This is a genomic window from Psychrobacter sp. NPDC078501 (assembly GCF_044900935.1).
Taxonomy (GTDB): domain Bacteria; phylum Pseudomonadota; class Gammaproteobacteria; order Pseudomonadales; family Moraxellaceae; genus Psychrobacter.
This window is the reverse complement of the sequence record NZ_JBJDOS010000004.1, coordinates 243,990-257,569: the sequence shown is the minus strand read 5'-3', so window position 1 is coordinate 257,569 and position 13,580 is coordinate 243,990. Positions and strand designations below refer to the sequence as shown.

Genomic DNA, 13,580 nt, shown 5'->3' with positions numbered 1-13,580 from the left:
ATAAGTCCGCGAACCATGATGTAGACATTACAGAAGCTGACATGATAGAAACTGACATTATTTTTGTTGACTTATATCAGCACCAAAGAACTGTTCGCTAAGCTTAGTTAGCATACCTTCAGCCGCCAATTCAGCCATCGCTTCATCCAGTTTCGCTACAACTTCATCATCACCTTTGATAAGCACTAGGCCTGAACCAGTTTGTTCACTTGCAGGGGCAGTTAGTTTAATCTCAAGATCAGAATCTGGGAATTTTTTGAGATAATCTAATACCGCTAAATTGTCATTCATCGTAAAGTCAGCACGGTCTTGCTTAACCAATTGAATCGCTTGCGCCATACCATCGACAGGAACGATCTCTGCACCGTAACGCTCTGCAAGCTCACCATAGTTACTGCTAAGTGATTGCGCCGTACGTAGGCCTTTTAGACCTTCCCACGAGCTATAACGGTTGTCATCAGTAGGTGCCAATACGACCGCACCTGACCAGCTATAAGCCATTGCTTTGTCATACTTTGCTTTACGCTCAGGCGTGGTCAAACTAACTTGGTTAGCCACCATATCAAAGCGTTTTGAATCCAAACCTGCCAGCATCGCATCCCATTGGGTTTCTTTAAACTCAACGTCTACGCCTAGTTTATCCGCGACTGCACGCGTTACTTCGACATCATAACCCGTTAGTTTGCCACTCTCATCATGGTATGTGAACGGAGGATAAGTACCCTCTGTACCGACGTTGATAGTGCCGCCGTTATTGATACGTTGTAGCAAATCAGAACCGCCTGTTGCAGCGCTATCAGTCGCACTGGTATCGGTTTCGTTGGTAGTAGATTGACCACAAGCGGCAAGGAACAAGGTGCTGGCAGCAAGGGCTAAAAGAGTACGACGTTTCATAAGACGTCCTTATAAGAGTGAATGAATAAAGTAAAAACACATAATGCTAATAAGACACACAGCACTAATAAAATATACGGTGCTAATAAATAGGACAAGCCGACACAGAAGAACAATATGAGCTCCTCTATGATATTCGGCTTTGGTTGCCCGATTTGAGGCTATTCGGGCTATTTTTCAATACTGTTTCTATATTATATTTTAATTTTTAACGATTGTTCAAATATTCTGACGAGTTTAATTAACGCCAATTGCTATCTTATTAAATAGCAGCTTATGGATATAGTATCTCACTTTAGACAGAAAAACGTACACAATCAGTGAGCATACGTAAGCTATAGTCAGTTCAATATAATTTCGATACAAGGAAACCGAGTGCAAGTTATACATGAGTATGCTTAGCGAGGATGACGATGTAGAGGATTTATATAGGCTTGACTATATCTGCTACAACTCGCCTGAGAACTGATAGCGATCACCCGCATGCCACATTTTGACAAAGGTAACGACTTGGCCAGCTGAATAGGTCTGTCGACGCAACACAAGCGTTGGTGACTGCGGCGCAATTTGCAAAAATTCAGCTATTTCATCAGGGGCTGCCAATGCTCGGATGGTATAGCTACCACTCTCTAGAGGACTTTTGGCAATTAAGTAATCACTGGTATTGACCACACTAAAGTCCTGATCGATAAACTTCGGCACTTTTTTGGCATCGACCCAGCGTTCTTCAAACTGTATGGGCTGACCATCAGCAAAATGAATAATTTTTACTTCATACAGAACAGCTTCATCACTAGCATCTGTCTGAGCGCTTGTGTTAACAGGCACAGACTCTTCATTAATACCAAACTTACGACGCAATTCATTATCGAGCATATCAGCCGTAATAGCACGCTTACTCACGACCTGTGCCTCATAATCGCGATTGGCTGACTTTAGATCCTCAGCGATGTTGCGTACCTCAACAAACGTATGATTGAACTGCTGCTGCGCGACAAACGTGCCTGACCCTTGCCGACGCTCTAACACCCGCTCCTCGCTCAGCTCTTTTAGCGCACGGTTGACCGTCATTCGTGACACGCCGAACTTTTCAGCCAATGCCATTTCTGTCGAAATCGCGTTACCCGCTTGCCACTTACCAGAATGAATGTTGTCTAGTATGGCGTTTTTTATACGTTGATACGCCGGAATCGTCTTTGTCATATCCGCCTTGACCGTCAGTTTTGCTAATAGGAATGACCACATAATATCACGAGACCACCATGCAAGCCTTAGTCAAAATGTCTGAGCGTTTAGTCTCGACCGAGTAAATAACAAAAATAATGCGTCCATAAATAAAAAAACCTTGCATGAAAAAAGCATCTTTGATAATTTGTATATACAACTTTGCAGCAGTGCTAGAAAATTTGTTTTATCGATTCGATATTTCTATGAATTTAGATGAATGCTTAGTAGATAAATACTTAGACTGACTGTAAGACACTTACTTTAATGACTTTATCGCCCTATTCGCTATCACAAGGATATGATCATGACTACTGACAACGGAACCAACAAAGAGACTAAGCTGACTCGACGCGATGAGAGCCGTAATATTGCTGCGCCTACTGGCTCCACGTTACATTGCAAAAGCTGGCTAACCGAAGCCCCTTATCGCATGCTGCAAAACAACCTGCATCCTGATGTGGCGGAAAATCCAAAAAGCCTAGTCGTCTATGGTGGTATCGGACGCGCAGCCCGTAACTGGGAAAGCTATGATCAAATCTTAGAGTCATTAAAAGAATTAGAAGATGATGAGACGTTGCTAGTACAGTCTGGTAAGCCAGTCGGCGTGTTTCAAACACACGAAAATGCACCGCGCGTCTTAATCGCCAATTCAAACCTTGTGCCGCGCTGGGCAACGTGGGAGCACTTCAACGAGCTAGATCGCAAAGACTTAATGATGTATGGCCAAATGACCGCTGGTAGCTGGATTTATATCGGCACGCAAGGCATCGTCCAAGGTACTTATGAGACTTTCGTTGAAGCAGGTCGTCAGCACTATGATGGCAGCTGGGCGGGTCGTTGGATTCTGACCGCTGGTCTTGGCGGTATGGGCGGCGCGCAGCCACTAGCCGCTACTTTTGCAGGGGCAACTTCATTAAACATCGAGTGTCAGCAGTCTAGTATCGATTTCCGTTTGCGCACTGGTTATGTTGATAAACAAGCAGACGATCTTGACCATGCTTATGAGTTAATCAAACAACATACGGACGCGGGCGAAGCCGTCTCTATTGCTCTACTTGGTAATGCCGCAGATATCTTGCCTGAGATGGTCAAGCGTGCTAATGCTGGCGGTATGAAGCCTGACTTGGTCACCGATCAAACCTCAGCGCATGACTTGATCAATGGCTATCTACCAAGCGGCTGGACGGTAGAGGAATGGAAAGCCGCCCAAGAAGATTCAGAGCAACATGCAGCACTGATCAAAGCCGCTGCTCAATCTTGTGCGGTACATGTACAAGCGATTTTAGACTTGCAAGCGATGGACATTCCAGCGACTGATTACGGTAATAATATCCGTCAGGTCGCTTTCGATGAAGGGGTCAAAGATGCCTTCAACTTCCCAGGTTTTGTCCCTGCTTATATTCGTCCGCTATTTTGCCAAGGTAAAGGCCCATTCCGCTGGGTAGCGTTATCAGGTGATCCAGAAGACATCTATAAAACTGATCAAAAAATCAAAGAGCTATTCCCTGAAAATAAACATATTCATCGCTGGTTAGATATGGCAAAAGAGCGTATTCAATTCCAAGGCTTGCCTGCTCGTATCTGCTGGTTAGGGCTTGGTGAGCGAGATAAAGCGGGCTTAGCATTTAATGAAATGGTCAAAAACGGCGAGCTAAAGGGCCCAATCGTCATTGGTCGTGATCACTTAGACACGGGTTCTGTCGCTAGTCCAAACCGCGAAACAGAGAGTATGAAAGACGGCTCAGATGCGGTATCTGATTGGGCGCTATTGAACGGTATGCTAAATGTGGCTGGCGGCGCAACTTGGGTATCACTACATCATGGCGGCGGTGTCGGCATGGGCTATTCGCAGCATTCAGGTATGGTCATCGTAGCGGATGGCACGGACGCCGCGGCCAAACGCTTATCGCGAGTACTTGTCAATGATTGCGGCTCAGGCGTTATGCGTCACGCCGATGCAGGTTATGAGTTGGCGATTAAGACAGCGAAAGATTATGGTCTAAATCTGCCAATGATCAAATAGTTTGTCCCTTGTCTTTATACGCCGTAGCTGGGTATAAGGACATAATCGGCGTTTTATCAAGGAGGATAATATGATTGAACAAAATACAGCATCTGATCTGAACGATGAAAATGCAACGACATCGTCAAAAAAACTGCTATCAACCCCTATTGCTTTAATACAGCTGATCGTATTCAGTACGATCGGTTTAGTGATGTTTTTTGTGCCATTTACCATTGGTGAAAAAAGCACGATTTTGTTCGATCATGGCGCAACCTATCTAGTCACTCAGCAGCATACCTTGTCCGTGACGCTATTATTTTTACTCATCCTCTATGGAGTGAGTAAGCCATTTATCGATGGCTCATGGCGCAAAAATATCACCCATATGATTATGACGACTTTCAAGATCATCGGTCTGATGTTGGCAGTGATGTATGTGGCTGACATAGCGCCTACCTTTATGATGGAAAAGGACATGCTGCCGTTTCTGTTTGAAAAACTGGCCTTACCAGTCGGCATGATTGTACCGCTTGGGGCACTAATATTGGCCTTCTTGGTTGGCTTTGGCTTATTAGAAATGGTTGGTGTGCTCATGCAGCCGATTATGAAACCTATTTGGAAAACCCCAGGTTCATCAGCGATTGATGCTGTAGCTTCCTTTGTCGGTAGCTACTCCATTGGCTTACTCATCACCAATCGTGTGTACTTGCAAAAGCAATATTCAGCGCGTGAAGCCATTATCATTGCGACCGGGTTTTCGACTGTATCAGCGGCGTTTATGGTTATTGTTGCCAAAACGCTTGATCTGATGGAATTTTGGAATATGTTCTTTTGGTCTACGCTAGTGATTACCTTTATTGTTACTGCGATTACTGCTCGTATTCCGCCTATCAGGCTCTTTGATGATAGCGTTGAACGTCCCGCTTTAGATCATAAAGGTGGTACACGGCTAGCTGCAGCATTTGACTTGGGATTATCCACTTCGCGCCGTGCCACTGACCTCAAACAAATCTTGTGGTCTAACTTTCGTGATGGGCTGACGATGGCAGCCGCCATTGTGCCATCTATCATCGCGGTCGGCTTAACAGGATTACTATTAGCAAAATATACGCCCGTATTCGATGCATTGGGCTTGCTTCTCTATCCCTTTACATGGCTTGGCGGCCTACCAGAACCGCTAGTCGCTGCCAAAGGCATGTCAGCGGGATTGGCTGAGATGTTCTTGCCAGCATTACTACTAAGTGAGGCAGATATTCTGACACGCTATGTCGCAGGGGTCATCTCCATCAGCAGCGTGCTGTTCTTCTCAGCCATGATTCCGTGTGTGCTTGCGACCGAGATTCCTGTCTCCGTTGGCAAAATGGTCATCATTTGGTTCGAGCGCGTGGTACTTAGTATTTTATTGGCTGCGGCTTTCGGACATCTGGCTATGTACTTCAACTGGATTGGCTAAAAAATTCAAGCTCAATAATAAGTATTTCGCTGATTAAAAACCTTTCAACAACTTCATTTTGAAAAAGATACGAAACAAAAATAATATAACCCATATAGTCGATTCAATTTAAAAGTAGTACAAGGCAACCGAGTGTAGATGTATATGTGATACTTCAAGCGAGGTTAACGCTGTAATACTTTTATAGTGGAATGACTATATGACTTACAATACTAGGATTACCCCTATGAACGACATCAAACAACTAACCCTACATCCTCGCCAGCTTAGCTTTAAAATGCTACGTGATATCTACGAGCAGCCTGTCGTATTGACACTGCCTGAGAGTGCTTATGAAGCGATAGATGCCTCGCACGAAGATGTACGTACCATCATTGCACGAGACAAAAGCGCTTATGGTATTAATACTGGTTTTGGCCTATTGGCAAAGACGCGTATCAGTGACGACCAACTTGAGCTACTTCAGCGTAACCTAATCGTTTCTCACTCAGTGGGCACTGGTGAAGCACTTCCTGCCGGCGTAGTACGACTGATTATGGTAATGAAAGTTGCCAGTCTGGCGCAAGGTGTCTCTGGTGTACGCCGCGAGGTAGTTGATAGTTTACTTGGCTTAATCAACAATCAAATCACACCCAATATCCCAGCCAAAGGTTCAGTTGGCGCATCTGGTGACTTAGCGCCATTATCACATATGACGCTTGCGATGATGGGTGAAGGTGATGTGTTTGTCGCTGGCAAAAAAGTACCTGCAGCAAACGCGCTAGCCCAGCATGGACTTGAGCCAATTACCCTAGCAGCCAAAGAAGGCCTTGCACTGATTAATGGTACGCAGGTATCAACTGCACTGGCATTACGGGGTTATTTCTTAGCGCGTGATTTGCTTGAGACCGCCACCATTGTCGGCTCGATGTCGATTGATGCGGCCAAAGGATCAGACTCACCATTTGATGCCCGTATTCACGAAGTACGTGGCCATCATGGTCAAATCGAAATCGCCAAAGCACATCGTCAACTCATCAAAGGCAGTGCTATCCGTGCCTCACATGACAGCGAGCAAGACGATAGAGTGCAAGATCCTTACTGCTTACGCTGTCAGCCACAGGTCATGGGTGCCTGTCTTGATATCATCAACCAAGCAGGTAAAACGCTATTGATCGAATCCAATGCGGTAACTGACAACCCTCTTATCTTTAATAACGAAGATGGCCCTGTCGCCATATCAGGTGGTAACTTCCATGCTGAGCCAGTTGCTTTTGCCGCTGATATTTTAGCGTTGGCAATCGCCGAGATTGGCTCTATGTCTGAGCGCCGTGTGGCCTTGTTAATCGATGCGACGCTATCAGGTGGCTTACCGCCATTCTTGGTTGATAATGCCGGAGTCAACTCAGGCTTTATGATTGCTCATGTGACCGCCGCAGCACTGGCGTCAGAAAACAAATCTATCGCCCATCCTGGTAGCGTCGATAGCATCCCGACTTCTGCCAACCAAGAAGACCATGTGTCTATGGCGACCTATTGCGCACGCCGCCTATATGAGATGGCGCAAAACACTGCGACCATCATTGGCATTGAGTTATTAGCTGCTGGTCAAGGCATCGACTTCCATCGCGGACTAGATACGTCAGAGCCGCTGACTGTGGCACATCAGAAACTACGTGAGAAAGTGACTTTCTATGATAAAGATCGCTACCTAGCCCCTGATATCGAAGCAGCCAAGCAGTTAGTATTAGACGGTACGCTTGCTGAACATTGGCAGTCACTACGCAGCGATTGGTACGAGTCTAAATAAATATTGATGCGCGGAGAGCAGCGATGACTATAGCGATAACAACAGCACCGAATACCACAACCATTAGCCATACACCTGCTGATATGACCCAGTGGACAGGACGTGCAGAGCCATTTGAGACTACGCGTGCCCGCTATTGGTATCAGCTTGCTCAGCCTTACGAGGATCAAAACATTGGGCTAATTGGCTTTGCCTGTGATCAAGGAGTCAGACGCAACCAAGGCCGCGTGGGCGCAAGAGCCGCACCGCTATTGATTCGTCGAGCATTTGCTATGCTGCCAGTCATCGCTGATTTACAACAACGCTTTGATGGTCAATTATCAACCTTATTGGGTGATGCTGGTGACATTCATTGTGATGATAATGATGGCTTTGCTGCGCACACTCTTGAGCAAGCTCAGATCAAATATGCCGACGCAGTGAGCACTATCGTCAAGCAAGGTGGTCTACCCATCGGGCTTGGTGGCGGTCATGCCATTGCTTATGGTAGCTTTTTAGGATTATGGCAGACCTTAGAAAATACAAACGAAGCAACTATCAGCACAAACACAGCGCCTACTATCGGGATTGTTAATTTCGATGCCCATCTTGATATTCGTCAGTCGGATGTAGCAACCTCTGGTACACCGTTTCGCCAGATTGCCGAGCATCTTGACGCACATGGTCAGCCCTTTCATTATTGCTGTATTGGCGTCAGTCGCTTTTCTAATACTGCCGCACTCTTTGATCGCGCTGAACAATTGGGCGTACAGGTTATTAGTGATGAAGACTGTCATTATCAGCCTTGGGATACACTTGCTGAGCGGGTCAAAAGCTTTGTCAATCAGGTCGATATCGTATATTTAACCATCGATATGGACTGCTTGCCATCTAGTGTCGTTCCAGGTGTGAGCGCACCTGCCGCCTTTGGTATTGAGCTGGGTTTCGTTGAGCGTATGGTCAAAACCATCATGGCATCAGGCAAAGTAAAAATGGCAGATATTGCTGAAATCAACCCGACCTTTGATGTTGATAGTCGTAGCTGCAAAGTTGCTGCTCGACTGCTAGCCACTATTGTAGAGCAGCACTTACTTAGCGCTTAGATCTTGCCAATAAAGATCACTAACTTCACAAAAATCAGGAGCATATTATGAATGAATTAAAAAACTCCGTATCGAAAAATCCTACAGAACAGATGCTAGACGAGTCTACTATGACATCTTTTGATCACGTTATTATTAATGCCAATATCGCCACCTTTTCAGCGCAGCATGGTTTTGGTATGGAGACAAGTGATGATGAAAACGAAGATGCTGATAGCATCCCATATGGTCAGCTACACAATGCGGCTATCGGTATTAAAAGTGGCAAAGTCGCTTGGATTGGCACACAGAATCAAATCACTGCTCACTTGCCTAAATATCAAGCTAGCCAAATCACAGATGTAGATGGTAAATGGATAACCCCAGGGCTTATCGATTGCCATACGCATATCGTCTATGGCGGCAACCGTAGCAATGAGTTCGAAGCACGTTTGCAAGGTGTCAGTTATCAAGACATTGCAGCACAAGGCGGTGGTATTGTCGCGACGGTCAGTGCCACTCGCGCCGCCAGTATTGAATCGCTATTTGCCCAAAGTGAGAAACGTCTACTCGCGCTTATGAAAGAAGGCGTTACCAGTATCGAAATCAAGTCCGGTTACGGCTTAGACTTGGACACTGAGCGCAAAATGCTCACGGTCGCGCGCCAACTGGGCGAAAAATACGATATCCATGTAAGTACCACGTATCTAGCAGCGCATGCCCTACCTACTGAGTACAAAGACCGTGCGGACGATTATATCGTACAAGTCTGCAAGTGGCTGCCAATTCTGCATGCAGAAGGCTTAGTCGATGCGGTCGATGGTTTCTGTGAAAATATCGCTTTTAGTACTGAGCAAATCAGACGAGTGTTTGAAGTGGCTCGCTCATTGGATCTACCAGTCAAACTACACTCTGAGCAGCTGTCTGATATAGGTGGTAGTGCCTTAGTTGCTGAATATAAAGGACTATCGAGCGACCATCTAGAACACTTATCAGAAGAAGATATCAAAAAAATGGCGGCTAGCAATACGGTTGCCGTGATATTGCCAGGGGCGTTTTATACGCTACGTGACACCAAGTTGCCGCCGATTGACGCACTACGCAAACATCAAGTTCCCATGGCAATTTCAACCGACTGTAATCCTGGCACCTCACCGTTGACGTCACTTTTATTGACGATGAATATGGGCTGTACGCTATTTTACTTAACCACTGAAGAGGTTTTGGCAGGAGTTACTGTTCACGCAGCACAAGCTTTAGGACTACCGAATAAAGGTAAAATAGAAGTGGGCTGTGATGCTGATTTGGCACTATGGGATATCGCCCGTCCTGCTGACTTGCCCTATCAAATGGGACTAAACCCTATCCAAGGTATCATGGTACAAGGTAAATGGCGCGACACAATATAATCAACCTACCTTTGTTTATCTCAATTAAAAAAGCCCCAATCATTCAGTGACTGGGGCTTTTTTTGGTAGAGATGCTGCAAATTTTATGAAATTGAAGAAAAAAACCTTCATAACCTCACTTTAAATAGGGATTTACTATATCAATATTATTAGTAAGGATTTATAATACCCTTTTTTAAACAGGGTTATTTTTGACTAACTTCATTAGTACATAAATAAAAAACCAATCACTAGTACAGAGAAAGCGATATGCGTACAGATTCATTTCAGCAGATATTGGAAGACTTAAACAGTTCATCAGCAGATGTTGAAGCATCTGCGCTAATCTCTAACGATGGTCTTATGATTGCTTCAGCTCTACCAACTGGCGTAGATGAAGATCGCGTGGGTGCTATGTCAGCAGCATTATTATCATTGGGTGATCGTGCAGGACGCGAGTTGGCACGCGGTAGTATTGATCGCATTATGATTCAAGGCGAGAAAGGCTACGTCATCATGACCTCATCAGGCGATGAAGCAGTACTCACCATCATGGCAAAACCCAATGCCAAGCTTGGCTTGATATTCCTAGATATTAAGCGCGCCTCAGAAGCGTTGGCAAAGCTCATTTGATTGGCGACTGCTTATCGAATTTATTAGCTTTTAATTACTATAAACATAGTTGGTTCAATATAATTTGAATATAAGAAAACCGAGTGAAAGTACTACAAGTAGTAGGCTAAGCAAGGCTGACACCGTATCCAATTTATAGAGGATTGACGATATAACGATCAACGAAGGAGATGACCATGGGTTCTCCAATCCCTGATGCACACAAACCTGATATGCCTGCTGAGCAAATCACGATGACTTATCATGATGGCACGTCACGGACTGTCTATGATACTGGTATAGAGCGCCCCTACCCAGACGGTAAGCTGATTGTCTCGCGTACCAATCTCGACGGTATCATCACTCACGTCAACGACGCCTTTGTCGAAATCAGTGGCTATCATGTAGATGAATTAATTGGCCAACAGCACTATATTTTGCGGCATCCTGATATGCCAAAAGCCGCCTATAAAGACTTATGGAATACTGCCGAGTCTGGACAAAAATGGCATGGCTATGTCAAAAATTTATGCAAAGATGGCAGTCATTATTGGGTCTATGCCACTGTAGTGCCTAACGTGCGTCGCGGCGAAACCGTCGGCTACACCTCGGTACGACGCAAACCATCACGCAGCAAAATTGAAGCGGCGATGACTCAATATGCCCAAATGAAACAAAATGAGGAAGGCTAGGTCATGACGACACACAATATGTTAATCGCCCCTGATTTTTCGCCTGATCGCTTTGCAGGCTGGCACATGTTCAATACTTTGATTCAAAAACGTGCCAACTTAAACATGCATCTAAATATTCCTGCCTCTCACGCTGAGCAAGAGCAGGTCATTGATGCTGGTGACATTCAAATTATTTACGCCAACCCTTTTGATGCAGCCACTCTCATCCGAGAGCAAGGCTATCGAGCCATTGCCCGACCTATCGGCAAATCTGATGAAATGGTCATTGCAGCCGCAGCCAATAGCGCTATTAGCCGTTTAGAAGACATTCAAGCAGGGGCTACTGTCGCGATGGCTGACAACCGAGATGTTAAACTGATTGGTTTGCGATTGCTAGAAGCCGTCGATATAGAAGCCTCTGATCTCAACTGGGATGTGACCGAGACCTATCAAGCGGCTGCCCGCAAAGTCATTAAAGGTGAAGCCCAAGTCGCGTTTTTCCTGGCAGAGATATTTCATAGCTTTTCACGCTTGACCAAGAATCAGCTGTCAGTACTTATCGAAAGTGACTTGGCTGATATCAGTCATGTGTTACTAGTCAAAGAAGACTTTCCCGATGCGCAAATCTTCCTAGAGGCCATCCTCAATTTGCACAACGATGCAGATGGTAAAGAAGCATTGGCTGAGCTTGGCATGCCTCAAGGATTTGAGCCAATGAGCGAAGAAGATGCCGAATTTATGATTGATTTGATGCAAACATTATTGGATTAGTCGCTCAATCATTATATTGATATCAAGCGCTATTTCTCTGGATTACATCATCGCTTGTCGTATGACATCATTATCACTGAAGCAAGCACCGTCGTAATAATAGCGATGACAGGAGGGTATTATTATGTCTGATTCAGACCTTATCAAAGAAAATGAAAGAGTCGCACACCGAGTATTTCGGTTTTATTCTCGTAAAGTGTTCTTAGCTCCTAACAACCGTCACTTTCATGAGCAGCGCATCAATGCAGCTTTGTTATTGACGGAGAAAGAGCCGCTACAGGGTGCAGTGGCTGACTTTTTTTATGGTTGCTGGTTTGATATCCCCTACGATGTAAACAATCTATTTACTCGTATCAAAGATCGTTTGTATCCTCATGTCCAGCAAGGCTTTCGCGATTGCATTGATAAAAAAAGATACATCCAGCGCAATAGTATGTTGGCCACTCGTTGGAGTGTGCTGATATCTCCTTCTCTCAACGAGCAAAAGCAACGACTGCGTATCAGCAGCGACGATGCCCGAGAAATCGCTAAAGACATCACCACTGAGCTGATGCAAGCGCGTGAGGACGAAGACTGGGGTACGATTGAGCAAATCGAAAATGAGTTTTTTGCCCATTGTACTGCGCGCAATGATCGTCTCGCATTTTCACTGGTATGGTTTCGCTTGGGTAGAAGTGATTGGCAGTTCGATGCGCGTTGGGACAATTGCCAACAACATCTCGATCAAACTATAGTCAAATCCATATAAATCCGCTACATCGCCATCCTCTCTAAGCATACTAATGTATAACTTACGCTCGATTTCCTTGTATCGAAATTATTTGAACTCAACGATATGAAAGCCTAATTTGTCACTTATTAATCACTTTTATCATAATGGTAGTTACTATGTCTTCTTACTTAAATGCTGATAAAACCTATCTCACCCTGACGCCAGCTGGTATTTTTGAGGCGTTTTCACAGAACGAACCAACTGATGAGCAGTTGGCATTACAGGATTTGCTGTCTTATGATCAGACGTTGCTCGCTGCTGACTGGCTTCAGCGCTATTCTGAACAATGGCTACAGAGCTTTATAGAACAAGGTTGGATTGAAAAGCTGTCGCTACTTTTACCAGCACCTAACTTACCATTGGACCAGTTCTTGCCTTATGTCGTGGCGAGCTTATCTGGTAAACGCCGTGCCGCGATCGGCTCTGATGAAGGGTTTTGTTTGGCGCGAGTGGGCTATAGTCAAGAAGAGGCGGACATGCTCAGTGTCGCCGCCGCTGACTTTTCAGGATTTATGCTTCGCCAAAAGCAACGTGGGTGGGCAGTAGAGAGTCAGGCAATCTCGTTTTTTCAACAGGTCGACCTACTCATTCCTGAAACCAGCTTTGTATTTTTATGGATAGATAATGCCGGCTACGTTCTCATCATCGATGGTGAACCTTTGACCAACAGTCGTGCCTTTGTCGAGCTGGTATGGGCACTTAAAACGTCTGGATTGAGATTTCTTAACTAAGGAGATTTCTTAACTGATTTAACTCGCTTAATTCATTCCGTTGCATCGACTGATTTAAGACTCAAGTTCAACCTTTTACGTGAGCATAAGCAGTGTGCTTAGCTAAAATCAAGCGCACCGCTTATTCTCATATAAATCTTTTTCGTACCATTCTTACCTATACCACTCTTTGATATCAGCCAACTCTACGCAGCAATAACAAT

At 45.0% G+C, this 13,580-nt stretch carries 12 protein-coding genes; 10 read left to right on the top strand and 2 right to left on the bottom strand.

Annotated elements, in window-relative coordinates; all coding sequences use genetic code 11:
* Positions 1-57: 57 nt before the first annotated feature.
* Positions 58-894 carry an amino acid ABC transporter substrate-binding protein gene (locus ACI2IW_RS09350; RefSeq protein ID WP_404693476.1) on the bottom strand — a complete coding sequence of 279 codons (837 nt, stop codon included), beginning with the start codon at positions 892-894 and terminating at the stop codon, positions 58-60.
* Between the two features lie 447 nt (positions 895-1,341).
* On the bottom strand, positions 1,342-2,097 hold the full coding sequence (locus tag ACI2IW_RS09345) for a UTRA domain-containing protein (RefSeq protein WP_404693475.1): 756 nt from the start codon (positions 2,095-2,097) through the stop codon (positions 1,342-1,344).
* 328 nt (positions 2,098-2,425) lie between these two features.
* On the opposite strand from ACI2IW_RS09345, the gene hutU reads away from it, so the two are divergent.
* The 10 genes from hutU (at position 2,426) to ACI2IW_RS09295 (ending at position 13,377) form a co-directional block, all read left to right on the top strand.
* Entirely contained in the window at positions 2,426-4,144 is a 1,719-nt protein-coding gene (gene hutU / locus ACI2IW_RS09340; protein ID WP_404693474.1) for a urocanate hydratase, read from the top strand.
* A 70-nt stretch (positions 4,145-4,214) separates the two neighbouring features.
* Positions 4,215-5,579, top strand: coding sequence for a YjiH family protein (locus ACI2IW_RS09335; protein ID WP_404693473.1), 1,365 nt, complete (start codon positions 4,215-4,217; stop codon positions 5,577-5,579).
* 226 nt (positions 5,580-5,805) lie between these two features.
* Entirely contained in the window at positions 5,806-7,368 is a 1,563-nt protein-coding gene (gene hutH, locus ACI2IW_RS09330; RefSeq protein WP_404693472.1) for a histidine ammonia-lyase, read from the top strand.
* A gap of 23 nt (positions 7,369-7,391) precedes the next feature.
* Complete coding sequence (hutG, locus tag ACI2IW_RS09325; RefSeq protein ID WP_404693471.1) at positions 7,392-8,450, top strand: formimidoylglutamase; 1,059 nt, start codon at positions 7,392-7,394, stop codon at positions 8,448-8,450.
* A 92-nt stretch (positions 8,451-8,542) separates the two neighbouring features.
* Positions 8,543-9,838 carry an imidazolonepropionase gene (gene hutI, locus ACI2IW_RS09320; RefSeq protein WP_404693532.1) on the top strand — a complete coding sequence of 432 codons (1,296 nt, stop codon included), beginning with the start codon at positions 8,543-8,545 and terminating at the stop codon, positions 9,836-9,838.
* A gap of 249 nt (positions 9,839-10,087) precedes the next feature.
* Positions 10,088-10,450 carry a roadblock/LC7 domain-containing protein gene (locus tag ACI2IW_RS09315; protein WP_010201036.1) on the top strand — a complete coding sequence of 121 codons (363 nt, stop codon included), beginning with the start codon at positions 10,088-10,090 and terminating at the stop codon, positions 10,448-10,450.
* Between the two features lie 176 nt (positions 10,451-10,626).
* Positions 10,627-11,121, top strand: a complete 495-nt coding sequence (locus tag ACI2IW_RS09310; protein WP_404693470.1) for a PAS domain-containing protein — start codon at positions 10,627-10,629, stop codon at positions 11,119-11,121.
* Positions 11,122-11,124: 3 nt separating this feature from the next.
* Positions 11,125-11,874: a PhnD/SsuA/transferrin family substrate-binding protein gene (locus tag ACI2IW_RS09305; RefSeq protein ID WP_404693469.1), complete on the top strand. Its 750-nt coding sequence runs from the start codon at positions 11,125-11,127 to the stop codon at positions 11,872-11,874.
* Between the two features lie 124 nt (positions 11,875-11,998).
* Positions 11,999-12,622, top strand: coding sequence for a hypothetical protein (locus tag ACI2IW_RS09300; protein WP_102090408.1), 624 nt, complete (start codon positions 11,999-12,001; stop codon positions 12,620-12,622).
* A 140-nt stretch (positions 12,623-12,762) separates the two neighbouring features.
* A complete protein-coding gene (locus ACI2IW_RS09295) occupies positions 12,763-13,377 on the top strand; it encodes a hypothetical protein (RefSeq protein WP_165598498.1) in 615 nt (204 codons plus the stop codon).
* The last annotated feature ends 203 nt before the right edge of the window (positions 13,378-13,580 follow it).

Coding starts and splice junctions, on each gene's coding strand:
- ACI2IW_RS09350 (WP_404693476.1), bottom strand. CDS start 894: ATGAAACGTCGTACTCTTTTAGCCCTTGCTGCCAGCACCTTGTTCCTT.
- ACI2IW_RS09345 (WP_404693475.1), bottom strand. CDS start 2,097: ATGACAAAGACGATTCCGGCGTATCAACGTATAAAAAACGCCATACTA.
- hutU (WP_404693474.1), top strand. CDS start 2,426: ATGACTACTGACAACGGAACCAACAAAGAGACTAAGCTGACTCGACGC.
- ACI2IW_RS09335 (WP_404693473.1), top strand. CDS start 4,215: ATGATTGAACAAAATACAGCATCTGATCTGAACGATGAAAATGCAACG.
- hutH (WP_404693472.1), top strand. CDS start 5,806: ATGAACGACATCAAACAACTAACCCTACATCCTCGCCAGCTTAGCTTT.
- hutG (WP_404693471.1), top strand. CDS start 7,392: ATGACTATAGCGATAACAACAGCACCGAATACCACAACCATTAGCCAT.
- hutI (WP_404693532.1), top strand. CDS start 8,543: ATGCTAGACGAGTCTACTATGACATCTTTTGATCACGTTATTATTAAT.
- ACI2IW_RS09315 (WP_010201036.1), top strand. CDS start 10,088: ATGCGTACAGATTCATTTCAGCAGATATTGGAAGACTTAAACAGTTCA.
- ACI2IW_RS09310 (WP_404693470.1), top strand. CDS start 10,627: ATGGGTTCTCCAATCCCTGATGCACACAAACCTGATATGCCTGCTGAG.
- ACI2IW_RS09305 (WP_404693469.1), top strand. CDS start 11,125: ATGACGACACACAATATGTTAATCGCCCCTGATTTTTCGCCTGATCGC.
- ACI2IW_RS09300 (WP_102090408.1), top strand. CDS start 11,999: ATGTCTGATTCAGACCTTATCAAAGAAAATGAAAGAGTCGCACACCGA.
- ACI2IW_RS09295 (WP_165598498.1), top strand. CDS start 12,763: ATGTCTTCTTACTTAAATGCTGATAAAACCTATCTCACCCTGACGCCA.